22 protein-coding genes are annotated in these 21,093 nt (G+C 65.3%); 11 read left to right on the forward strand and 11 right to left on the reverse strand.

The annotated features are described in order from the left end of the window. Positions 1 to 71 precede the first annotated feature (71 nt). The 4 genes from dnaJ to dnaK form a co-directional block, all read right to left on the reverse strand. The gene (dnaJ, locus tag AC1ROK_RS02095) at positions 72 to 1,193 is read right to left on the reverse strand and encodes a molecular chaperone DnaJ (protein ID WP_492843350.1); all 1,122 of its coding nucleotides are present in this window, start codon (positions 1,191 to 1,193) and stop codon (positions 72 to 74) included. 173 nt (positions 1,194 to 1,366) lie between these two features. Further along, on the reverse strand, positions 1,367 to 2,392 hold the full coding sequence (locus AC1ROK_RS02100) for an alpha/beta hydrolase (protein ID WP_492843352.1): 1,026 nt from the start codon (positions 2,390 to 2,392) through the stop codon (positions 1,367 to 1,369). A 300-nt stretch (positions 2,393 to 2,692) separates the two neighbouring features. Beyond that, positions 2,693 to 3,145, reverse strand: coding sequence for a hypothetical protein (locus AC1ROK_RS02105; RefSeq protein ID WP_492843354.1), 453 nt, complete (start codon positions 3,143 to 3,145; stop codon positions 2,693 to 2,695). A 97-nt stretch (positions 3,146 to 3,242) separates the two neighbouring features. After that, the gene (gene dnaK / locus AC1ROK_RS02110) at positions 3,243 to 5,150 is read right to left on the reverse strand and encodes a molecular chaperone DnaK (RefSeq protein ID WP_492843356.1); all 1,908 of its coding nucleotides are present in this window, start codon (positions 5,148 to 5,150) and stop codon (positions 3,243 to 3,245) included. A gap of 300 nt (positions 5,151 to 5,450) precedes the next feature. Here dnaK and AC1ROK_RS02115 point away from each other — a divergent pair, with 300 nt between their 5' ends. Continuing rightward, entirely contained in the window at positions 5,451 to 5,792 is a 342-nt protein-coding gene (locus AC1ROK_RS02115) for a hypothetical protein (RefSeq protein WP_492843358.1), read from the forward strand. Between the two features lie 69 nt (positions 5,793 to 5,861). Here AC1ROK_RS02115 and AC1ROK_RS02120 read toward each other — a convergent pair whose 3' ends face one another. Further along, positions 5,862 to 6,197, reverse strand: a complete 336-nt coding sequence (locus AC1ROK_RS02120) for a hypothetical protein (RefSeq protein ID WP_492843360.1) — start codon at positions 6,195 to 6,197, stop codon at positions 5,862 to 5,864. Between the two features lie 262 nt (positions 6,198 to 6,459). Between AC1ROK_RS02120 and AC1ROK_RS02125 the strand changes: the two genes are divergently transcribed. The 3 genes from AC1ROK_RS02125 to AC1ROK_RS02135 are packed head-to-tail and all read left to right on the forward strand — an operon-like array spanning position 6,460 to position 7,847. After that, positions 6,460 to 6,837, forward strand: coding sequence for a hypothetical protein (locus tag AC1ROK_RS02125; protein WP_492843362.1), 378 nt, complete (start codon positions 6,460 to 6,462; stop codon positions 6,835 to 6,837). Positions 6,838 to 6,853: 16 nt separating this feature from the next. Next, positions 6,854 to 7,486 (forward strand): bifunctional nicotinamidase/pyrazinamidase, encoded by a 633-nt coding sequence (gene pncA / locus AC1ROK_RS02130; protein ID WP_492843364.1) that lies wholly within the window; start codon positions 6,854 to 6,856, stop codon positions 7,484 to 7,486. Positions 7,487 to 7,493: 7 nt separating this feature from the next. Next, entirely contained in the window at positions 7,494 to 7,847 is a 354-nt protein-coding gene (locus tag AC1ROK_RS02135; RefSeq protein ID WP_492843366.1) for a hypothetical protein, read from the forward strand. A 139-nt stretch (positions 7,848 to 7,986) separates the two neighbouring features. Here AC1ROK_RS02135 and grpE read toward each other — a convergent pair whose 3' ends face one another. Both grpE and hrcA read right to left on the reverse strand, forming a co-directional pair. Next, positions 7,987 to 8,607, reverse strand: a complete 621-nt coding sequence (gene grpE, locus AC1ROK_RS02140) for a nucleotide exchange factor GrpE (RefSeq protein ID WP_492843368.1) — start codon at positions 8,605 to 8,607, stop codon at positions 7,987 to 7,989. A 103-nt stretch (positions 8,608 to 8,710) separates the two neighbouring features. Next, a complete protein-coding gene (hrcA, locus tag AC1ROK_RS02145) occupies positions 8,711 to 9,796 on the reverse strand; it encodes a heat-inducible transcriptional repressor HrcA (protein WP_492843370.1) in 1,086 nt (361 codons plus the stop codon). Positions 9,797 to 9,911: 115 nt separating this feature from the next. Between hrcA and rph the strand changes: the two genes are divergently transcribed. Genes rph through hemW form a run of 3 tightly spaced genes read left to right on the forward strand, consistent with a single transcriptional unit; the run spans position 9,912 to position 12,473 of the window. Next, positions 9,912 to 10,625, forward strand: a complete 714-nt coding sequence (rph, locus tag AC1ROK_RS02150; RefSeq protein ID WP_492843372.1) for a ribonuclease PH — start codon at positions 9,912 to 9,914, stop codon at positions 10,623 to 10,625. Next, positions 10,625 to 11,293, forward strand: a complete 669-nt coding sequence (locus tag AC1ROK_RS02155; RefSeq protein WP_492843374.1) for a non-canonical purine NTP pyrophosphatase — start codon at positions 10,625 to 10,627, stop codon at positions 11,291 to 11,293. The genes rph and AC1ROK_RS02155 overlap by 1 nt, the downstream gene beginning before the upstream one ends. Then, positions 11,283 to 12,473 carry a radical SAM family heme chaperone HemW gene (hemW, locus tag AC1ROK_RS02160; RefSeq protein WP_492843376.1) on the forward strand — a complete coding sequence of 397 codons (1,191 nt, stop codon included), beginning with the start codon at positions 11,283 to 11,285 and terminating at the stop codon, positions 12,471 to 12,473. The genes AC1ROK_RS02155 and hemW overlap by 11 nt, the downstream gene beginning before the upstream one ends. A gap of 198 nt (positions 12,474 to 12,671) precedes the next feature. On the opposite strand, the gene AC1ROK_RS02165 is transcribed toward hemW, so the two are convergent. After that, positions 12,672 to 13,649 carry a ribose-phosphate diphosphokinase gene (locus AC1ROK_RS02165; RefSeq protein WP_492843378.1) on the reverse strand — a complete coding sequence of 326 codons (978 nt, stop codon included), beginning with the start codon at positions 13,647 to 13,649 and terminating at the stop codon, positions 12,672 to 12,674. Between the two features lie 184 nt (positions 13,650 to 13,833). On the opposite strand from AC1ROK_RS02165, the gene AC1ROK_RS02170 reads away from it, so the two are divergent. From AC1ROK_RS02170 to AC1ROK_RS02180, 3 genes are read left to right on the forward strand one after another with little or no spacing between them, the layout of a single operon-like run. Continuing rightward, a complete protein-coding gene (locus AC1ROK_RS02170) occupies positions 13,834 to 15,693 on the forward strand; it encodes an adenine deaminase (RefSeq protein ID WP_492843380.1) in 1,860 nt (619 codons plus the stop codon). Beyond that, the gene (gene guaD, locus AC1ROK_RS02175) at positions 15,690 to 17,042 is read left to right on the forward strand and encodes a guanine deaminase (RefSeq protein ID WP_492843382.1); all 1,353 of its coding nucleotides are present in this window, start codon (positions 15,690 to 15,692) and stop codon (positions 17,040 to 17,042) included. Before AC1ROK_RS02170 ends, guaD begins: the two co-directional genes overlap by 4 nt. A gap of 20 nt (positions 17,043 to 17,062) precedes the next feature. After that, positions 17,063 to 17,632 carry a nucleoside 2-deoxyribosyltransferase gene (locus AC1ROK_RS02180; protein WP_492843384.1) on the forward strand — a complete coding sequence of 190 codons (570 nt, stop codon included), beginning with the start codon at positions 17,063 to 17,065 and terminating at the stop codon, positions 17,630 to 17,632. A 116-nt stretch (positions 17,633 to 17,748) separates the two neighbouring features. Here AC1ROK_RS02180 and fabB read toward each other — a convergent pair whose 3' ends face one another. Next, complete coding sequence (gene fabB / locus AC1ROK_RS02185; protein ID WP_492843386.1) at positions 17,749 to 18,975, reverse strand: beta-ketoacyl-ACP synthase I; 1,227 nt, start codon at positions 18,973 to 18,975, stop codon at positions 17,749 to 17,751. Positions 18,976 to 19,079: 104 nt separating this feature from the next. Beyond that, the gene (gene fabA / locus AC1ROK_RS02190) at positions 19,080 to 19,583 is read right to left on the reverse strand and encodes a 3-hydroxyacyl-[acyl-carrier-protein] dehydratase FabA (protein WP_492843388.1); all 504 of its coding nucleotides are present in this window, start codon (positions 19,581 to 19,583) and stop codon (positions 19,080 to 19,082) included. Positions 19,584 to 19,773: 190 nt separating this feature from the next. On the opposite strand from fabA, the gene irrA reads away from it, so the two are divergent. Next, on the forward strand, positions 19,774 to 20,220 hold the full coding sequence (irrA, locus tag AC1ROK_RS02195; RefSeq protein ID WP_082527844.1) for an iron response transcriptional regulator IrrA: 447 nt from the start codon (positions 19,774 to 19,776) through the stop codon (positions 20,218 to 20,220). Positions 20,221 to 20,405: 185 nt separating this feature from the next. Here irrA and AC1ROK_RS02200 read toward each other — a convergent pair whose 3' ends face one another. Further along, entirely contained in the window at positions 20,406 to 20,978 is a 573-nt protein-coding gene (locus AC1ROK_RS02200; protein WP_492843391.1) for an SH3 domain-containing protein, read from the reverse strand. Positions 20,979 to 21,093 lie beyond the last annotated feature (115 nt).

Below are 21,093 nucleotides of genomic sequence, written 5' to 3' on the forward strand. Positions count from 1 at the left end.
ATTCCATTTGCAGTCGAAAGACACCCTGAGGTGAGGCGCGCACGGTGGCTTGGCCGCGGCGCCTCGCCGCCCTAGTTCTCGAACAGGCTCTTCAGCTTGGCAAAGAAGCCCTCGGAGGTCGGGGAGTTCTCGCGGGTGGATTCGCGTTCGAACTCTTCCAGCAATTCGCGCTGGCGCTTCGAAAGGCTCTGCGGCGTCTCTACGTCGAGTTGCACGTAGAGATCGCCAAAGTCCTTGGAGCGGAGGATCGGCATGCCCTTGCCCTTGAGCCGGACGCGCTGACCGGGCTGGGTGCCGGACGAAACCTTCACCCGGGCGCGGGCAGCGTCGAGCGTCGGCACTTCGAACTCGCCGCCCAAAGCCGCGGTGGTCATGGCGATCGGCACGCGAGCGTAAAGGTCGGCGCCGTCGCGCTGGAACAGGTCGTGCGGCTTGATCGAGATGAAGATGTAGAGGTCGCCCGGTGGTCCACCGCGCAGGCCCGCTTCGCCCTCATTGGCGAGCCGGATGCGGGTGCCGTCCTCGATCCCCTTGGGGATGTCGACCGAAAGCGTCCGGTTCTGCTGCCGGCGGCCCTGGCCACCGCAATCGGTGCAGGGCTGTTCGAGGATCTGGCCGCGGCCGTTACAGATCGGGCAGGTCCGCTCGATGGTGAAGAAGCCCTGCGCCGCGCGCACCTTGCCCTGGCCATTGCAGTGGCGGCAGGTCGACATGCCGGTGCCCGGCTTGGCGCCCGAGCCTTCGCAGGTGTCGCAGGTGGCGAGCGTCGGCACGTCGATATCGACGGTGCGGCCGGCAAATGCCTCTTCGAGGCTGATCTCGAGATTGTAGCGCAGGTCCGAGCCGCGCAGGCGCGACTGGCCGCCGCGGCCGCGGCCGCCCATGAAGTCGCCGAAAATGTCCTCGAAGATATCCGACATCGACGAGGTGAACTCGGGGCCGAATCCGGCCGGCCCGCGCCCGCCATTCTCGAACGCGGCGTGGCCGAAGCGGTCATAGGCGGCGCGCTTCTGCGGGTCCTTCAGCGTGTCGTAGGCCTCGCTGATCTCCTTGAACTTGTGTTCGGCCTCGGCATTGCCCGGGTTGCGGTCCGGGTGGAACTGCATCGCAAGCTTGCGGTAGGCGCCTTTCAGCACCGCTTCGTCGGCACCCTTGGGCACCCCGAGCACTTCATAAAAATCGCGTTTCGCCAATCGGCCTTGTCCTTGGTTGCCTGCGCCCCGCATCAGGCATCCGGCCTAGATAAGTACTCTGGTGCCCGACGGCAACACTATCGAGGGCCGTGGACCGACGTACGTGCCCGGTGTGACTTTTCCACCAGTCGCCGGGCGCCGCCCCTCGGGAGGGCGGGCTGCGACGAGAATAGCTAGGCGCCGAAGGCCGCTGCGAGGTTCCGGCCGAGCTGGCCCTGCGCGAACATCGCCTTGTTGACGATGCGGTAGAGCCCGAAGAAGCCGTGCGTTACCCCCTCGTAGGTCGTCATGTCGACCCAGACGCCGGAACGTCGCAGCGCATCGGCCAGGGCTTCGCCTTCCGAACGCAGCGGATCGGCGTCGGCGAGGATGATGGTCGCCGGCGGCAATCCGCCCAGATCGACGCGGCCGGCAATGTTCATCCGCGCATCGTGCGCATCGTCCTTCTTGCGGAACAGCTTGCGCGCTGCCCACTCGAGCGTTGCGGTGGAATAGGGGAAGGTATCGGCGTTCTGCAGATGCGAGGGCAGGTCGAACAGCATGGCGGCCATCGGCGTCACCAGGCCCAGGTGGATCGGCAGCGGCTTTTCCTCGGCCCGCGCCCGCAGCGCCACGTTCACGGCGAGGTTGCCGCCCGAGCCTTCGCCGACGATGGCGGCGCGCCTGGCGTCGCCACCCAGTGATTCGGCATGCTCGAGCAGCCAGTTCCACGCCGCATAAGCATCTTCGTGCGCCGCCGGAAAGCGGTGCTCCGGCGCCTGCCGGTAATGCGCCGAAACCACCACCGCGCCGGTGCGGGCCGCCAGGGCGCGCGGCGTCGCATCGTAGTTGTCGACGTCGCCGAGCACGAACCCGCCGCCATGCAGGAACAGGATCATCGGCCTCAGGCCCATGACGATATCGTTCTGCGGCACGTAGATGCGGGCGCGGATCTCGTCCGTCGGCCCCTGGATCAGCCGCATCTCCATGCCCACACCCATGTCGTCGACCTGGTCGCGCAGGATCCGGCGCAACGCCATGTCGAGAGTGGGCAGCGCCCGGGCTTCAGGCGAGCGGCACTCGTCGATGCGCTTGCCGCCCATCGATTGCAGCACGGTCAAGACATGGCGCATGTCGGCATCGAGGCGCTCGACAGGCGCGGAATCCGCTGCATGGAGATCGCCGTTTTCGGCGAACCTCCGCACCTCAACCGATGACATATATAGTCCTTTCGAAGTCCGCCCTCAGCATCCGTTCCCCGGCCCTGGGTTACGGCTGCCCCTCAAGGCGCCCCGCTGCTGACGGTTGGAGCGCTTTCTGGAAAAGTTCGGAGACTTTTCCACCTCGAAAGCGCGACCAGGTCAAAGACGCCCACTTCAACCCATCCACCATCATCGGCGGATGTGAAGACATTTGGGCGGGGGTGCGGCAGCAATGCGGAAAAACACCGGGCCCCGGAACAATTCCGGAGCCCTTTGATTTCTCAGGTGATTCACGTGAAACGAAAGCCGGGCTCGGACTTACACGACCTGTTCGCGGCTGACCCCGAGCGCCGCCAGCTTGGCTGCGGCACTGGCCACGGCCTCGGCCGGGAACTTGTCGGCGTGGCGCAGGACGATCGCCTCGCCGCTCAGTTCGGCCCGCTTGTGCTCTACCAGGCTGCCGAGGCCCTCGCTCGGATTGGGATCCATCGCCCAGTCGCCGAGGCAGCGGATCGTGCCGTATTTCTTGTGCTTGGTGCGCGTGCCGGAGAGCCGCGTGGTCTTGCCGGTCGCCTCGGTCTTGACCTCTTCGACATAGCTGACCGCCGTCCAGAACTCGCGTTCCAGCGCATCGCTGAAGGGCAGGCCGGCGAGCTCGGCGATCCGCATCTGGATCTGGAACGCATAGTCGTGATGCCCGAGCCGGCGGGCGTTGAACAGGAGTTTCCGGAGTTTTTCCGGTTCGGAGAATTTGCTGAGATCTGGGAACATCCGTCACTCTAGCACATCGGCAAACAAAAGGCCCGGCAAATGCCGGGCCTATCTGATTCAATTGGCGTGAGGGGCTTGGGCCGTCCTCTTGTCGGCGTTAAGCCGACCGCTTGTCGTCCTTGACCTCTTCGAACTCGGCGTCGACGACATCGTCATCGGCCGGCTGTTCGCCGCCTTCCGCCTTGGCCTCGGCTTCCGCCTGGCTCTGCTTGTACATCGCCTCGCCCAGCTTCATCGAAGCTTCGGCCAGCGTCGCGGATTTCTCCTTGATCGCCTCGGCGTCGTCGCCTTCCAGCACGCCCTTGAGATCGGCGATCGCCGTCTCGATGGCGGCCTTCTCCTCGGCGGTGACCTTGTCGCCATAGTCCTTCAGCGACTTCTCGGTCGAGTGGATCAGCGACTCGCCCTGGTTCTTGGCTTCGACCGCTTCACGCTTCTTCTTGTCGGCGTCGGCGTTCTGCTCGGCTTCCTTGACCATGCGCTCGATGTCGGCGTCCGAAAGACCACCCGAGGCCTGGATGCGGATCTGCTGCTCCTTGCCGGTGCCCTTGTCCTTGGCCGAGACGTTGACGATGCCGTTGGCGTCGATGTCGAAGGTGACTTCGATCTGCGGCACGCCGCGCGGCGCCGGAGGAATGCCGGCGAGGTCGAAATTGCCGAGCAGCTTGTTGTTGGCGGCCATCTCGCGCTCGCCCTGGAACACGCGGATGGTCACCGCGCTCTGGTTGTCCTCGGCGGTCGAGAAGGTCTGGCTCTTCTTGGTCGGGATCGTGGTGTTGCGGTCGATCAGGCGGGTGAACACGCCACCCAGCGTCTCGATGCCGAGGCTGAGCGGGGTTACGTCGAGCAGCAGCACGTCCTTGACGTCGCCCTGCAGCACGCCGGCCTGGATGGCGGCGCCCATGGCAACCACTTCATCCGGGTTGACACCCTTGTGCGGCTCCTTGCCGAACAGCTGCTTCACGACTTCCTGGACCTTGGGCATGCGGCTCATGCCGCCGACCAGCACCACTTCGTCGATCTGCGCGGCCGAAACGCCCGCGTCCTTGAGCGCCTGGCGGCACGGCTCGACCGTCTTCTGGATCAGGTCCTCGACCAGGCTCTCGAGCTTGGAACGGGTGAGCTTCAGCGTCAGGTGCTTCGGACCCGAGGCATCGGCGGTGATGAACGGCAGGTTGATTTCGGTCTGGGTCGAGCTCGAGAGCTCGATCTTGGCCTTTTCAGCCGCTTCCTTCAGGCGCTGCAGCGCCAGCTTGTCACTGCGCAGGTCAATGCCCTGGTCCTTCTTGAACTCGGCCGCCAGGTAATCGACCAGGCGCATGTCGAAGTCTTCGCCGCCGAGGAAGGTGTCGCCATTGGTAGACTTCACCTCGAACACGCCGTCGCCGATTTCGAGCACGGAAATATCGAAGGTGCCGCCGCCCAGGTCATAGACCGCGATGGTGCCGGTATTCTTCTTGTCGAGCCCGTAGGCGAGCGCTGCCGCCGTCGGCTCGTTGATGATGCGGAGCACTTCCAGCCCGGCGATCTTGCCGGCGTCCTTGGTGGCCTGACGCTGCGAATCGTTGAAGTACGCCGGCACGGTGATCACCGCCTGCGTGACGTTCTCGCCGAGATACGATTCGGCGGTTTCCTTCATCTTGGTCAGGATCATCGCCGAGACTTCCGAGGGAGAGTACTTCTTGCTCTCGACCTCGACCCAGGCATCGCCGTTGTCGGCGTTGACGATCTTGAAGGGCACCAGGCCCTTGTCCTTTTCGACCATCGGGTCGTTGTAGCGCCGACCGATCAGGCGCTTCACCGCGAACAGCGTGCCTTCCGGGTTGGTGACCGCCTGGCGCTTGGCCGGCTGACCGACGAGGCGCTCGCCGTCCTTGGTGAATGCGACCATGGAGGGCGTGGTGCGCGCGCCTTCCGCGTTCTCGATAACCTTCGGCGTCGCACCGTCCATGACGGCGACGCAGCTATTGGTCGTACCGAGGTCGATTCCGATGACTTTACCCATTACCTACTGCCTCTTTCCTGGCGAACCCGGATGAAACCCCATCCGGCAGTTCCTGATCCCTCGCGGGTGTCCGGGTTCCCGTGTTGAAACTGACCCGTCGCCGGGCCTTGAGCGCTATATAGGAGGGGGTTTTTGGGGGTGCAAGCGCAGTCCGGGCACAATGTCACGAAACCGGGAGCCCGATTTGTCGGGCCGGCAGCATCGACACGGTCGTCGCCGCTGCCCGATTGACCATAGTCCGCCGATTTTCCATAGTCGTCGCAGGTGCTTGCGCCACTCGGCCAGCACGATGGGGGCGAAATGATCAGAACCTTGCTGCTGGCGGCTGGCCTGATGGCCGCTGCTGGTTCGGTGGCCATGGCAGCCGGCGACCTGCCGAAGCGGGCCGACAAGGCGCTCTATTGCGGCCATGTCTATCTCGAGGCTGCCCGCACCATTTCGTCCGGCGGCGATCCTGCCGCCGCCCGGGTCATCCGCGCCTATGGCAAGGAGTGGCTGAGCTACTCCTACGGCCTCGCAGTTGGATACTCGCGTCGCGAAGTCAACGCGCTAAAGCCGGCCTACGAGAAGGAAGCCAAGGCCGACGTCGCCGCCAAGCGCTACCGCTACAAAGATTGCGGCTCCAACAGCAACCTGAACTAGAGCACTTTCAGCAAGGAACGATCCAGCGCGGCTGGGTCAGGGACAGCGCCTCGGCGCTGCCCCAGGAACTCAGGTCGCGTCGCTGAGGGTGTATTCACCCAGCTCGCACAGGTCGACCGCCGGTTCGATGAACTCGGAATCGTCCTCCAGTATGAACTTCATGTCGTAGACGCACCGCTCGCGCCCGTCGCCGATGGTGACTTCGACATAGTTGCCGGCCGGCAGGTACTTGTCGGCGAACACGTCCTCCTCCCAGGTGTCGACATCGGCCGGAGAGGTGAACAGGCTCTTCACCGCATAGGACGAATTGTTGGTCAAGGTGAAGGTCAGGTCTTCGGCCAGCGCAGCGCCCGGTAGCACCATGAGCAGCAGGGTGGCGGCGCCACCCAGGATCGGCAGTTTCAAGTCAGCCCCCGAATAACGCGGGATCGGCATGCTCGACGGGTCGTTCGGTCGACCCCGCGATCACCGAAACCCAGGCGGCCGGAATGCGGCGCCGGGCATTCGCTTAGCAATTTAGTCTATTGTGTCTCAAAGGCTGGCTACCGCCATGGTTAGAGAAATCTCACCGGCAGCACCCGAGGGCGATGGCGTGCTGACCCGACTTGTCGTTGCGGCCCCGGTTATGGTCTAAGAAGCGCTCGTTGCCGCCCTAGGGAACACGACTATGCTGAGGTTCCTTGTCATCGCCCCGACATTCGCGGCCCTGGCCCTGTTGCCCATTGTGGCAATGGCGCAGGAGGTCCCCGCCGAGGCGCAGATGGACATGTGGTGCGGCACCGCTTTCGAACTGATGACCCGCGATGCGCCGGCCGATGCCACGCCGGAAAAGCTCGCTTCCGCCAAGGTGTATGCCGATGGCGGGGCGTTGCTGCTGCAGCGCGCCATCCCGATCTACCTCGAAGCCGGCTACACCGACGAAGCGCTGGCCGACTACCGTAGCGACCTCGAAGACTCCATCGGTCGCGTCGTCAATGGCACCGGCAGGGCCAGCGATGACGCGGCCTATTCATTTCAGGATTGTTCGGCCCTTATCGGCCAATGAGATAGATAAGACCCGCATGGCCCTCACGCCCCGTTCCGACGACCTCTTCCTCGTGGTCGACCTGCAGTATGATTTTCTCCCGGGCGGCAAGCTTGCCGTTGCCGGCGGCAACGAGATCGTCATCCCGATCAACCGGCTCGGCCGGCGTTTCGAAAACGTCGCCATGACCCAGGACTGGCACCCGCGCGGCCATATCTCGTTCGCTTCGAGTCATGCGGGCGCCAAGCCGTTCGAGATCATGGAATTGCCTTACGGCCCGCAAGTGCTGTGGCCCGATCACTGCGTCTGGGACACCCATGGCGCCGAGTTCTCGACCGATATCGAGCTGCCGCACACCCAGCTGGTGATCCGCAAGGGTTATCACGAAGTGGTCGATTCCTATTCCGGCTTCCAGGAAGCCGACCGCCGGACCAAGACCGGCCTCGAGGGCTACCTGCGCGAGCGCAAATTCAGGCGCTTGTTCATCGCTGGCCTCGCCACCGATTTCTGCGTCAACTGGACGGCGGTCGATTCGGCCCATGCCGGCTTCGAAACCTACGTGATCGAGGATGCCTGCCGCGCCATCGATACCTCGGGATCGCTGGCCCAGGCCTGGGCCGACATGAACGCCGCCGGGGTGAAGCGAATCGTCGCCGGGGATATCGTCTGAGGACAACATGCTGCGGGCCGCGCTTGGGGGATTGCTGATCGGGCTCGTCGCCCTGCCGGTCGCGGCGGGCGAGCCCTCGGCTGCCGCCGACCGGCTGCTGTGGTGCGGCAGCGCCTTCTACTGGCTCTCCACCGACGCCTACGATTCCGGCAATGACGCCGAAGGCGACCAGTATGGCGCCTGGTCGGACGACCTTGCCGGCCGCGCCGACATGATGCTGGAAGCCGAAGGCAACAACGACGACGCCATCACCGCGCTCCGCGACGCCTATGACAGCCGCGTCGTCGACGAGATGGGCAAGCCCGGCGCCAAGTACGACGTTACCACCTGCCCGGATCTGGTGGTGTCGGCGGCGAACTAACGCGGCGCCGAGGCGGGGCACTGATCACCTCTCCCTGGGGGGAGAGGTGACGTCAGAGGCTGTCCATCGTGGTCCTCCGTCGCGGGGCAAAAGAAAAGGGCGCCGGAGCGCCCTTCGAGACTCACCGATAAGGTTGGAATCAGACGCTCTTGTCGATCGTGCCTTCGGCCGGGGTGCCGTTGGCGCCGCCACCCTTGGCGACGCCCACCATGGCCGGACGCAGCACGCGGTCGCCGATGGCGAAGCCGGCCTGCACCACCTGCACCACGGTGCCTTCCGGGCGCGACGGGTCGGGGACCTCGAACATCGCCTGGTGCTTGTGCGGATCGAATTTCTGGCCTTCCGCCTCGATCGGCTTGACGCCGTGCTTGGCGAGCAGCCGCTGCATCTCGCGCTCGGTCATCTCGATGCCCTCGATCAGCGACTTGGTGGTCGCATCCGAGCTGTCGCGCGCTTCGGCCGGCAGCACCATCAGGGCGCGGGAAAGCGAATCGGTGGCGGTCAGCATGTCGCGGGCAAAGCCGGCGATGGCATAGGACCGGGTGTCGGAAATCTCGCGCTCGGTGCGTTTGCGCAGGTTTTCCATCTCCGCGATGGTGCGCAGCAGCTTGTCGCGCATGTCCTGGTTCTCGGCCTTGAGGGCTTCGATCGGATCAGGCGTTGCTGCCGCGTCGGTCTTTTCGTCTGGCGTGGTGGCCTGGGTCTCGGTCGCGGTGGTAGCGGCCTTGTCGTCCTCGGGCTTGTTCGTATCGTCGTTCATTGGGACCTTGGATTTTGTCGCTGATCGCGTTTGCCCCGCATATCGGCCAATGAGCGATAAGATTCAAGCCTCGGAAAGGTTCCGGCCCGGCCGCAGCCCTCGCTCAGCTCTTTCTGGCCATCATCGCCGAAACCACATTGGCGGTGTAATCGACTACCGGCACGATGCGGGCGTAGTTGAGCCGCGTCGGCCCGATGACGCCAAGCACCCCCACCACCTTCTGGTTGGCGTCCTTGTAAGGGCTGAGGATCACCGACGAGCCCGAGAGCGAGAACAGCTTGTTCTCCGAGCCGATGAAGATTTTCACCCCCTGCGCCGTCTCGGTATCGCCGAGCAGTTCGATCAGCCCGTCGCGGCTTTCGAGCTCATCGAACAGCTGCCGCACCCGGCTCAGTTCTTCCGACGCCATGGTGTCGTTGATGAGGTTGGCCCGGCCGCGCACGATCACCGTCGGCGGCGAGGCGCTGCCGGAGCCGGAAAGCGTCGCGAGCCCCGCATCTACCAGCTTGTGCGTCAGTTCGTCGAGCTCATGCACGGTGGCTTCGCGCTGCGCCTGCAAGGCCTTGCGCGTCTCGTTCAGAGTCTTCCCCACCGCGAAATGCGCCAGGTAGTTGGAGGCCTGCGTCAGCGCACTCGCCGTCAGTCCAGGCGGCAGCGGCAGCACGCGGTTCTCCACCGAGCCATCCTCGCCCACCAGCACCACCATGGCGCGCTCGGCATCGAGCCGGATGAACTCGATATGCTTCAGCACCAGGTCGGATTTCTGCGCGATCACCACGCCGGCGCCGTGGCTGAGCCCGCTGAGCAGCTGGCTCGCCTCGGTGAGGAGGTCCTCGACCTGCCCGTGCACCGCCGGACCCTGGATCTGCTTGGCGATTGCCGCCTTCTCGTCCTCGTTGACCGCGCCGACTTCCAGCATGGCGTCGACGAAGAAGCGCAGGCCCTGCTGCGTCGGCAACCGGCCGGCCGAGGTATGCGGCGAGGCGATCAGCCCGAGATCTTCGAGATCGGCCATCACATTGCGCACCGATGCGGGGCTTAAGCCCACGCTCAGCATGCGCGCCAGGTCGCGCGACGCCACCGGCGTGCCGGTGTCGAGATAGCGCTCCACCAGCTTGCGAAAGATGTCCTGGCTGCGGGCGTTGAGCACCGCGAGCACGTCTTCGGGAGCTTTTGTGCGATCGGCCATGTTCACCATTTAGGCGGAAAGGCTTGTGCCGCCAAGTTAGCGCTGCTTGTTCGGGGGGGCGGTCAGGGTTAAGAGGCGGTTAACAGCTTTTTCCACGAACGAGTGATTTGACCATATGCGGCCCTCCGGACGCCAGCCAGACCAGATGCGGGCCGTGACGCTCGAACGCAATGTCGCTCCCAAGGCCGAAGGCAGCTGCCTCGTCAGCTTCGGCTCGACCAAGGTATTCGTCACCGCCTCGGTCGAAACCACGCTTCCCTCCTGGCGCCGCAACTCGGGCATGGGCTGGGTCACCGCCGAATACGGCATGCTGCCGCGCGCCACCGGCTCGCGTACCAAGCGCGAAGCGGCGCAGGGCAAGCAATCCGGCCGCACCCAGGAAATCCAGCGCCTGATCGGCCGTTCGCTGCGCGCCGTGGTCGACATGCAGGCACTGGGCGAGAACCAGATCACCCTCGATTGCGACGTGCTGGAGGCCGATGGCGGTACCCGTACCGCCTCGATCACCGGCGCCTATGTGGCGCTGGCCGATGCGATCAAGTGGCTCGAGGCCCGTGGCCTCACCAAGGGCCCGGTGCTGCGCGATTCGGTCGCCGCCATTTCCTGCGGCATCTACCGCGGCACCCCGGTGCTCGATCTCGATTACCTCGAGGATGTCGAGGCGCACACCGATGCCAATTTCGTCATGACCGGCACCGGCAAGTTCGTCGAAATCCAGGGCACCGCCGAACAGGCGCCGTTCAGCCGCGAGGAGCTCGCCAACCTGATGCAGCTGGCAGAGCAGGGGATCGGCGAGCTCACCACCATCCAGAAAGCGGTCCTCAGCTGATGGCAGACAAGCTCACATTGCGGCGCGGCGACCGGCTGGTGCTGGCGACCCACAATGCGGGCAAGCTCGCCGAGTTCAAGGAACTCCTGGCGCCGTTCGGGCTCGACCTGGTTTCGGCCGGCGAACTCGGCCTGCCCGAGCCTGAAGAAACCGGCACCACCTTCATCGAGAATGCGCGGATCAAGGCGCATGCCGCCGCGGCTGCTGCCAACAACATCGCGCTGGCCGACGATTCCGGCCTGTCGGTCAACGCCATCGGTGGCAAGCCGGGCGTCTACACCGCCGACTGGGCCGGCTCGTCGGCGCATGGCGGGCGTGACTATATGGTCGGTATGCGCCGCGTCGAGGACGCGTTGCAGGCCGTCGGCGCCATCACCCCGGGCGAGCGCCGCGGCGCTTTCAATGCCACGCTCTGCCTCGCCCATCCGGATGGGCGCGAGGTGATCTACGAGGGCAAGGCCGAGGGCACGCTGGTCTGGCCGCCGCGCGGCGACAAGGGTTTTGGCTTCGATCCGGTGTTCATGCCCGACGGCTACGACATCACCTTCGGCGAGATGCCGTCCGAGGCCAAGCACTCCTGGGCCCCGGGCAAGGTCGGGCTCAGTCACCGCGCCCGCGCCTTTGCCAAGTTTGTCGATGATGCACTGGGAGGTGGCGTTGAGCACTGAAACGTTCGGCCACAACTCCGTCGATCCGCGCTCCAACGGCCTGTTCGGGGTCTATGTGCATTGGCCGTTCTGCGCCGCCAAATGCCCCTACTGCGATTTCAACTCGCATGTGCACCGCGGCGAGTTCGACGAAGCGACCTATGTCGAATCCTACGCAGCCGAACTGGCGCACTTCGCCAAGCAGACGCCGGGCCGCACCGTGCAGTCGATCTTTTTCGGCGGCGGCACCCCATCGCTGATGGATCCGCGCTCGGTCGAGGGCATCATCGATGCCATCGCCCGGCACTGGGTGATCGATCCGCGGGCGGAAATCACCCTCGAGGCCAACCCGACCTCGGTCGAGGCCGACCGCTTCCGCGGCTACCGCTCGGCCGGCGTCAACCGCGTCTCGCTCGGCGTGCAATCGCTGCGCGAAGGGCCGCTGGCCGAGCTCGGCCGCCGGCACTCGGTCGATGAGGCCGTCGCCGCGGTGCGGCTGGCCCAATCGATCTTCCCGCGCTCGAGCTTTGACCTGATCTATTCCCGGCCGCGCCAAACGCTCGACGAATGGCAGGACGAGCTGACCGAGGCGCTGTGGTTGGCCGAAGCCGGGCACGTCTCGCTCTACCAGCTGACCATCGAGATGGGCACGCGCTATTACGACCTGTTCCGCGCCGGCAAGCTGAAGATGCCGGATGAGGACCTGAGCGCCGATTTCTACGAGATGACGCAGGAGCTGACCCAGAAGGCGGGTCTGCCGGCCTACGAAATCTCCAACCACGCCCGTCCCGGCCAGGAGAGCCGCCACAACCTGATCTACTGGCGCTATGGCGAATATGTCGGCGTCGGCCCCGGTGCGCACGGCCGGCTGCTGATCAATAATCAGCGGCACGCCACGGCGACCGAGAAGATGCCGTTCGACTGGCAGAAGCGCGTGCAGGCACGCGGCCACGGCATGGTCACCGACGACATCCTGACCTGGGAAGAAGAGGGCGACGAGCTGCTGGTGATGGGGCTGCGGCTGCGCGAAGGCATCGATCCGCGCCGCTTCCAGAAGATCTCCGGCCGCGCCATTTCCGAACGCCAGATCAACGAGCTGCGCTCGATCGGCTTTGTCGAGACCCTGCCCAACGGCTTCATCCGGGTCACCGACAAGGGCTGGCCGGTGCTGGATGCAGTGGTCGCCGATCTCGCGGCTTAAGCTAGGTTCTGCTTCTATCGCCCCTGGGTAGCAATTGGCCACCGCAGCATCACCAACTCGATGTCATCCCAGCGAAAGCTGGGACCCATCTCACCGCCCTCACCAGCTGATAGTTGGGTCCCAGCTTTCGCTGGGATGACACCGGTGAGGAGGGACGTTTGGGGTCAGCTACCCGCAGGAAGGGCGGCTCGCGCCCACCTAAGCCCTGAGCCGCGTCACCGTCGGCGCCGATTGCTCGGCGTGGAACAGCGTGCTGACCGAGTCGCCGCTGTTGATCCGGCGCATCGCCTCGGCCAGCGCCGGGGCGATCGACAGCACGGTCAGCTTGGGGTGGCGGCGCGCCTCGGCGATCGGCAGGGTGTCGGTGCAGACGATCTCCAGCACATCGGGCTCCGCCGCCAGCCGCCGGATCGCGTCGTTGGCGAAAATGCCGTGCGTGCAGGCGATGCGCACCGAGCGTGCCCCGTGCTGCCGCAAATGCCGCAGCAGCTCGACCATCGAGCCGCCGCTGGCGATCTCGTCGTCGAGGACGATGACGTCGCGCCCCTCGACCTCGCCGATAATGGCGGTGATCCGCACTTCGCTGTCGCTGATCCGCTCCTTGGCGCCCGCCGCCACCGGCACGCCGAGGCGCTTGGCGAAAGCCGCGGCGTTCTTGGCATTGCCGAGATCGGGCGATACCACCACCGCATTGCCCATATCGTAACGCTGGAAATATTCGGCCAGCTCACCCAGCGCGTGCAGGTGATCGACCGGTACGCTGAAAAAGCCGTGCACCTGCGGCGAGTGCAGCGTCATGGTCAGCACCCGGTTGGCGCCGGCGGTCTGCAGGAGATCGGCGACCATGCGGCCACCGATCGAGATGCGCGGCGCATCCTTCTTGTCGGAGCGGGCATAGGCGTAGTGCGGGATCACCGCGGTGATGCGGGCCGCCGAAGCGCCGCGCGCCGCGTCGAGCATCAGCAACAGCTCGACCAGATGATCCTGCACCGGCGCGCTCAGCGTCTGGATCAGGAACACGTCCTGCTCGCGGCAATTGGCCTGCAGCTGCACTTCGATGCAGTCGTTGGAAAAGCGCTTCACCCGCGTCGGCAGCAGCGGCACGCCGAGCTCGGCGCAGATCTTTGCCGCGAGGTCGGGATGAGAGCTACCACTGAAAATGGCAATCTGGCTCATCGCGGCTGTCCTCGCTGGATGGGATCGAGGCCGGCAGCTTATGGCAAAATGCGCTGCCGCGAGCAAGCGATGGCGCTGGACAGAGATTGCCCACCGACTTGCTGTACGCCCCTCAGTCGCGGCGCATTGCACTCCCACTCGTAAACCGCTTTACTAAAGCGTTGCACATCCCCGGAACACGCCGATGCACCTGCCCGACGACCTGATCCTCAACGCCGAGGACGAAGTTTCCATTCGCCAGCATCTGACGCTGGTGGCGCTGGCCAAACGCCCGGCGGACCTGGTGATCGAGGTCGGACGGCTGCTCTCGGTGCACTCGCGGCATTGGCTGGAGGACCAGGAAATCGTGGTCTCCGGCCGCCGCATCGCCTTTGTCGGGCCGCGCGGCAGCTACAAGGGCGAGGTGAAGGCGCGGGTGAGCTACCCCGAGCTCAGCGCCGTGCCCGGGTTCGGCGAGGTGCACAAGCACATCGAATCGACCCACATCACCCCCGAGTTCGAGGCGGCCCTGGTGCTGCCGCGCGGCAATACCTGGACCTGCGAGGCGAGCCACGAGTTCGCCAACGTCAACGGCCCCAAGAACCAGGAGTTCTGGCAGAAATCGCGCCGCGCCGGCTCGCCGCTGAAGATCTTCATCCAGCCGGGCTCGGCGGTGCCGCCGAGCGCCTGGGAAGAGTCGGGCGGCTATTATGGCTATGAGGAGCAGCGCGAGTTCCTCGCCCACGACATGGGTACGGTCAGCCTGGACGAGGTGATGGACTGGCCCTCGGTGTGGAACCCCGAGAACCCAGGCTATATCCGCATGTGGGGGATGATCGGCGCCACCATGGAAATGCGCGGTGTGGTCGAGGGGCACGGCTCCGGTCTGATCGATCCGCACGATCTCTCGGCGTTCGCAGCCGCCGGCATCTCGTCCGACCATGAGGTCTGGGCCCTGGAGGAAGCCTGGGAACGGCTGAGCCACGGTATCTTCACCGAGCTGCGTCCGTTCTCCTATGACGTCATACTTCCCGGCCTGATCGAGCGGCTCACCGACTGGTCGAACATCGCCTTCACCACTGACGACCGCTCGGCTTCGGAAACGCTGGAGAAGGGCGCCGCCGACTACAACGTGCGGCACGCCATTGAATATGGCCTCGCGCCCGAGATCGCCATCCAGTGCGCCACCATCAACCCCGCACGGCATATGCGCATCGACCAGTGGGTCGGCTCGATCTCGCCGGGACGCTATGCCGACATAGTATTGCTCGATGACGTCGCGACGCTGTCGATCAAGCACGTCTACGCCGATGGCCGGCTGGTGTCCGACGGCAAGACATTCCTTGGCGAAGAGACGACCATCGACTGGCCGGACTGGGCCCGGAAGACCATGAACATCGGCCGTGTGCTGCAGGCCGACGATTTCGCCATCAACGCCGAGCCGGGCCGGCACACCATGCAGGCGGCGGTGCTCAGGCCCTTCCACTGGAACGAGGATTTCCTGGTCGAGGCGCTGCCGGTGGTCGATGGGCTAGTGCAGCGCGATACCGAGCGGCTGATCACCAAATGGGCGCTGGTCGATCGCTATCGCGGCGATGGCGCGGTGGCGAAGATGTTCTGGACCGGCTGCGGTCCGGCCGATCCGGACACCGCGCTCGCCTCCTCGGTGGCGCATGACAGTCACAACGTCTGGTGCATCGGCTCGTCCGACGACGCCATGGCCAAGGCCGTGAACCGGCTTCAGGAGATCGATGGCGGCTGGGTGCTGGTGCACAAGGGCGAGGTGGTCGCCGAGATGCGCTTCGAGATCGGCGGGCTGATGACGGCGCGTTCGGCCGAAGCCTTCGATATCGATATGCAGGCCTTCTACCGCGCGGCCGAGCGGGTCGAGTGGATGTACAAGCCTTCGGCGCTGAACCTTTGGAAACCCGGCTTTCCGGAGTTCCTGAAATTCGCGACGCTGACCTGCTCGCCCTGGCGCTGGGTGCTGGTGGCGCCGAGCGAACTGGCGCCCGAAGGCTTCGTCAACGTGCAGACCGGCGAGCAGCACAAGGTGGTCTGGTGACGGGCCTCCGCGGCCGGAGCATCCGCGGCACCTTCGTTCACGCGCCGGTGCGCGGCGAGCTCGAGGTGCTGCGCGATGCGGTGATCTCGGTCGGCAGCGACGGCATCATCGCCGGTGTCGCACCTGCGACCGATGGCGTGCCGGAGGGAACGATCGAACTGCCTGCTGGCCAACTGATGCTGCCGGGCTTCGTCGATCTCCACATCCACGCCCCGCAATACCCGCAGCTCGGCATGGCGCTCGACGTGCCCCTGGAGGTCTGGCTGGGCAAATACACTTTCCCGCTCGAGGCGCAATACGCCGACCTCGCGTTCGCCCAGGGGCGCTACGAAACGCTGGTCGCCGACCTCCTGGCCTCAGGCACCACCACAGCGCTCTACTTCGCCACCGTGCATCGCGAGGCCACCGAACTGCTGGCGGAGATCTGCCTCAAGCAGGGCCAGCGGGCGCTGGTCGGCAAGGTGGTGATGGATGATCCGGCGAGTTGCCCGGATTATTATCGCGATGTCTCGGCCGAGCTGGCAGTCGCCGAGACCCGGGCGGTCATCGACCACATCCGGGCGCTGCCGGACAATGACCGGGTGCTGCCGGTGATCACCCCGCGTTTCATCCCGTCCTGCACCGACGCGGCGCTCGCCGGCCTCGGCGTACTGGCGGCCGAGTGCGGTTGCCACGTCCAGACCCATTGTTCGGAGAGCGACTGGGCGCATGGCTATGCGCTTGATCGTTACGGCAAGACCGATACGGCGGCGCTCGACGGTTTCGGGCTGCTGGGCCGCAGGACCGTGCTGGCCCATTCGGTGTTCCTCACCGACGACGATATGGCGACGGTACGCGCGGCCGGGGCTGGCGTGGCGCATTGCGCCCTCTCCAACATGTATTTCGGCAACGCGGTATTTCCGTTGCGCCGGGCGCTGGAGAAGGGCCTGCATGTCGGCCTCGGCACCGACATTTCCGGTGGTCCCACGGGCTCGATGCTGGAGGCCTGTCGCGCCACCGCACAGGCGTCGCGCCTGCTCGAGGACGGCGTGGACGCGAGGGATTCACGTGAAACGCGCGGCGTCCCCAACTCGCGCATCGACATGCTCACCGCCTTTCACCTCGCCACCGCAGGTGGTGGCGAGGCGCTCGATCTGCCGGTCGGCCTATTCCGCCCCGGATATCACTTCGACGCGCTGCTGCTTGACCCGGCGACAGAGGCCGGAACGATCCGGCTGTTCGGGGCGGAACCGGCTGAACGGCTTGAGCAAATCCTCTACACTGCCAGCCGGCCGAACATTGCCGCGACCTTTGTCGGCGGCGACCTGGTGAGCGGAGCTGCCCCGCAAGCCGGCCATCCCAGTCCCTGACGCCATCTGAACGAGCCATCATGCCCAAATCCGTCTACCTCGCCGGCCCGGAAGTTTTTCTGCCCAACGCCCGCGAGATCCTTGATCAGAAGATCGCGCTCACCCGCGACGCGGGGCTGGTGCCGGTGTCGCCCGGCGACCTCGAGTTCCCGCCAACCAACAGCAAGTGGGAGCTCGGCCTGGCGATCAGCGCCATCGACGAAAAGCTGATGCACTCGGCCGATGCGATCATCGCCAACCTGACGCCGTTCCGCGGCATCGCGGCGGACACCGGCACCTGCTTCGAGCTCGGCTTCATGTGCGCCCAGGGCAAGCCCGCCTTCGCTTACACCAACGTCAAGGCCGACCACGGCGCGCGCACCCGCGATCACTTCAATGGCGAGTGGTACGCCGATGCCGAGGGCAAGCCGCGCGGCCCCGATCACGTCCTGATTGAGGATCTGGGCTTCATCGACAACCTGATGCTGCATGGCGGCGTGGTTAACCGCGGCGGCGCCGTGGTGGTGGGCGACGCACCGGCCGGCCAGGAACTGACCGACATGACGGCGTTCAGGCGCGTGCTGGCGCTGGCGGTGGAGATGCTGGGGTAACACAACGCGCCGAGCGTGTGGCCACCCACCGTAAGCATGCAGCTACCGCCTCCCTCCCCCTTGTGGGGAGGGACTGAGGGTGGGGTGCCACAGCCGCGATGTTGGCAGGTTAGAGCTTAGGCAGCGTCCGGATGCTGGAACACCAGCGTGGCGTTGGTGCCGCCGAAGCCGAAGCTGTTGCTGAGCGCGATGCCGATATCGACGTTGTCGCGGCGCTGCCGGAGGATCGGCATGTCCGAGAACACCGGATCGAGTTCTTCGATATTGGCGCTTTCGCAGAGGAACTTCTCGCGCATCATCAGGATGCAGTAGATCGATTCCTGCACGCCCGTAGCGCCGAGCGAGTGGCCGGTGAGCGATTTGGTGGCCGAGATCGGCGGGCAGCCATCGCCATTGCCGAACACGGTGCGGATCGCTTCCATTTCCTTGAGATCGCCGACCGGCGTCGAGGTGGCGTGCGGGTTGATGTAGTCGACCTTGCCCTTCACCGTCGACAGCGCCTGCCGCATGCAGCGGATGGCGCCCTCGCCAGAGGGGGCGACCATGTCGTAGCCGTCCGAGGTCGCGCCATAGCCGACGAGTTCGGCCAGGATGGTGGCGCCACGCGCCTTGGCGTGCTCATATTCTTCGAGCACCACCACGCCGGCGCCGCCGGCGATGACGAAGCCGTCGCGCTTCGCATCATAGGCGCGCGAGGCCTTTTCGGGCGTGGCGTTGAAGTCGGTGGACATGGCGCCCATGGCGTCGAACAGGTTGCTCAGCGACCAGTCGAGATCCTCGTGGCCGCCGGCAAACACGATGTCCTGCTTGCCCCACTGGATCTGTTCGTAGCCGGCGCCGATGCAGTGCTTCGAGGTCGCGCAGGCCGAGGTGATCGAATAGTTGACGCCCTGGATCCCGAACGGCGTCGCCAGCGTCGCCGAAGCGGTCGAACTCATCGCCTTGGGCACGGCCAGCGGCCCGATGCGCTTGGGGCCGCGTTCGCGGGTGATATCGGCCGCTTCGATCAGGGTGGGGGTGGAGGGGCCGCCCGAGCCCATGATGATGCCGGTGCGCGGGTTCTTGATGTCTTTTTCTTCGAGCCCGGAATTGGCGATCGCCTCTTGCATGGCGATGTAATTCCACGCCGCGCCCTTGCCCATGAAACGGGTGGTGCGGCGGTCGAGCACCGCGAACGGATCGAGCTTGGGCGCGCCATGCACCTGGCAGCGGAAGTTGTACTTGGCATAGTCCTCGGCGAAGACAATGCCGGACTTGGCCTCCTTGAGGCTCACGATCACTTCATCGAGATTGTTTCCGATAGAGGAGACGATCCCCATGCCGGTGACGACAACGCGCCTCATATTGCCTCCTCTATGGCCGCGGCTCAGGTCCGGCGGCGGGCGTCGCGCTTTCAGGAAAAGTTGTGCGACTTTTCCGCTTCGAAAGCGCGCAAATCAAGAAACCATTAGGTGAACAGGCCTACGCGCAGGCCGGACATCTCGTAGATGACCTGACCGTCGGCCTTCACCCAGCCGTCGGCGATGCCAAGCACGAGCTTGGACTTCATCACCCGCTTCAGGTCGATCCCATACTCGACGATTTTGACATCATTGGTGATCTGGCCGGAAAATTTCACCTCGCCGCAGCCAAGCGCCCGGCCCTTGCCGGGCGAGCCGTCCCAGCACAGGTAAAAGCCCAGCATCTGCCACACGGCGTCGACGCCGAGGCAGCCGGGCATCACCGGGTCGCCGATGAAGTGGCACTGGAAGAACCACAGGCTGGGGTCCACATCGAGTTCGGCGCGCACCAGGCCCTTGCCGTACGCACCACCTTCGCGGCTGATCTCGGTGATGCGGTTGAACATCAGCATCGGCGGGGCTGGCAACTGGGCATAGCCCTTGCCAAACAGCTCGCCCGTTCCGCTCCGGATCAGGTCGTCATACCCGTAGGCGTTCTTCCGATCCGTCATCGGCCGGCTTTCTCCGTCGGTCAGTTGAGACCGTTACTAGAGAGCGGGGGGCGGGGGGTCAAGCGCGCCCAGGGGAGTGACCGCCGCGACCCACAGTCGCGACGGGTGACCGCGACCGACCGCCGCTTGTGCGGAAGATGCGCAAAAGTTATAAGCTCCAAGCTGATACGCCGTGCCGCCAAAGGACCAGATGACCGACCGCAGCCTCACCGCAAGGACCGTTCCGTCTCGCCGACCGTGCCTGACGGCAGTATTGCGCATGGCGGGCCTGCGGCCGACGCGTCAGCGCGTGGCCCTGGCCGAACTGCTGTTCGCCGGCGCGCATCGCCATGTCAGCGCCGAGCAGCTGCATGCCGAAGCCGCCTCGGCGCGGGTCAACGTATCGCTCGCCACCATCTACAACAGCCTGCACCAGTTCCGCGAAGCGGGGCTGCTGCGCGAAGTGGCGGTGGATGCGTCGCGCTCCTACTTCGACACCGACACCTCGGACCATCACCACTTCTACCTCGAGGACGAGCAGCGGGTGATCGATATCCCGGCTTCGTCCATCGTCATCCAGAACCTGCCCGAGCCGCCGCGCGGCATGGACATCACGCATGTCGACGTGGTGGTGCGCGTACGGAAGGTTCGGAGCTAGCGCCAGACGGTGCAATTTGCACCTGGCCGGTGGGCGAGGCGCCGCTGGGTGCCGAAGCAAACACCGGGTCATTCCCGCGAAAGCGGGAACCTTCGTTTGCGATGCAGCATCCCAAAACAGCGATCCCCGCTTTCGCGGGGATGACATCGAGTGCTGGGTGCACAGGTGGAGGCGAGACGCCCCCCTCAGTCGAACGCTTCGTCCTTGTAGACGCCCCACAGGTCGCCCTGGTGCACCCAGCCGTCAAAGCTCTGCGGGCTGCCATTGACCGGGTGGGCGGTGGCGACGACCTTGCACCACTTGCCGTCGCATTCCTTGAGGTCGACGCGGAAGCTCGGGGTCAGCCAGGCGCGGACCCCGGCCTGGTCGTTGGGGTCGCGGCGCAGCGCCACCGGCTCGGCCGAGGCGGGGTCGACGAGGCCGGCCCGTTTGCCCTGCAGCAGGTTCTGGTGCAGCCAGCCCTCGGAGCCGTCGGCATCGCGGATTTTGCGCCAGGTGTCGAATTCCTGGATGATCTCGACCGGCGTGCCGGCCTTCACATAGACCCAGGCGACACCGTATTTGGTGCCCGGCCCGACCCGCACGTTGATCGGGTTGGAGCGGGTGGTGACGAAGCGCGGCAGTGGCAACCCGCTCGGCCCTTCGGCGGCCATCGCTGCTGCCGGCATAACGGTGCCCGCCGCGGTAATGACGGTGAGGAAGGCAGCGCGCAGAATCGCTTTGATCTGCCGCCCGTGGGAGCGCCTCGTGAGGAGCATGGAGCTGACTTTGCCGAACATGACTTTGCAGGGGTGTGCTTTTTTTCTACACTTAGGCAAAAGACCTTAATGGTCGCTGAAAGCGCCGCCTTTGACCCTCAGCCGACCCAAGATT

This window comes from Devosia sp. GW821-FHT12F11 (assembly GCF_058806655.1).

What these genes read in the sequence shown, in the direction of transcription:
- AC1ROK_RS02100 (WP_492843352.1), bottom strand. Translation starts at nt 2,392, where the DNA reads ATGTCATCGGTTGAGGTGCGGAGGTTCGCCGAAAACGGCGATCTCCAT.
- AC1ROK_RS02115 (WP_492843358.1), top strand. Translation starts at nt 5,451, where the DNA reads ATGATCAGAACCTTGCTGCTGGCGGCTGGCCTGATGGCCGCTGCTGGT.
- dnaK (WP_492843356.1), bottom strand. Translation starts at nt 5,150, where the DNA reads ATGGGTAAAGTCATCGGAATCGACCTCGGTACGACCAATAGCTGCGTC.
- irrA (WP_082527844.1), top strand. Translation starts at nt 19,774, where the DNA reads ATGACCGACCGCAGCCTCACCGCAAGGACCGTTCCGTCTCGCCGACCG.
- AC1ROK_RS02105 (WP_492843354.1), bottom strand. Translation starts at nt 3,145, where the DNA reads ATGTTCCCAGATCTCAGCAAATTCTCCGAACCGGAAAAACTCCGGAAA.
- AC1ROK_RS02200 (WP_492843391.1), bottom strand. Translation starts at nt 20,978, where the DNA reads ATGCTCCTCACGAGGCGCTCCCACGGGCGGCAGATCAAAGCGATTCTG.
- AC1ROK_RS02180 (WP_492843384.1), top strand. Translation starts at nt 17,063, where the DNA reads ATGCCCAAATCCGTCTACCTCGCCGGCCCGGAAGTTTTTCTGCCCAAC.
- fabB (WP_492843386.1), bottom strand. Translation starts at nt 18,975, where the DNA reads ATGAGGCGCGTTGTCGTCACCGGCATGGGGATCGTCTCCTCTATCGGA.
- pncA (WP_492843364.1), top strand. Translation starts at nt 6,854, where the DNA reads ATGGCCCTCACGCCCCGTTCCGACGACCTCTTCCTCGTGGTCGACCTG.
- AC1ROK_RS02170 (WP_492843380.1), top strand. Translation starts at nt 13,834, where the DNA reads ATGCACCTGCCCGACGACCTGATCCTCAACGCCGAGGACGAAGTTTCC.
- hrcA (WP_492843370.1), bottom strand. Translation starts at nt 9,796, where the DNA reads ATGGCCGATCGCACAAAAGCTCCCGAAGACGTGCTCGCGGTGCTCAAC.
- AC1ROK_RS02125 (WP_492843362.1), top strand. Translation starts at nt 6,460, where the DNA reads ATGCTGAGGTTCCTTGTCATCGCCCCGACATTCGCGGCCCTGGCCCTG.
- AC1ROK_RS02155 (WP_492843374.1), top strand. Translation starts at nt 10,625, where the DNA reads ATGGCAGACAAGCTCACATTGCGGCGCGGCGACCGGCTGGTGCTGGCG.
- AC1ROK_RS02135 (WP_492843366.1), top strand. Translation starts at nt 7,494, where the DNA reads ATGCTGCGGGCCGCGCTTGGGGGATTGCTGATCGGGCTCGTCGCCCTG.
- grpE (WP_492843368.1), bottom strand. Translation starts at nt 8,607, where the DNA reads ATGAACGACGATACGAACAAGCCCGAGGACGACAAGGCCGCTACCACC.
- fabA (WP_492843388.1), bottom strand. Translation starts at nt 19,583, where the DNA reads ATGACGGATCGGAAGAACGCCTACGGGTATGACGACCTGATCCGGAGC.
- rph (WP_492843372.1), top strand. Translation starts at nt 9,912, where the DNA reads ATGCGGCCCTCCGGACGCCAGCCAGACCAGATGCGGGCCGTGACGCTC.
- AC1ROK_RS02165 (WP_492843378.1), bottom strand. Translation starts at nt 13,649, where the DNA reads ATGAGCCAGATTGCCATTTTCAGTGGTAGCTCTCATCCCGACCTCGCG.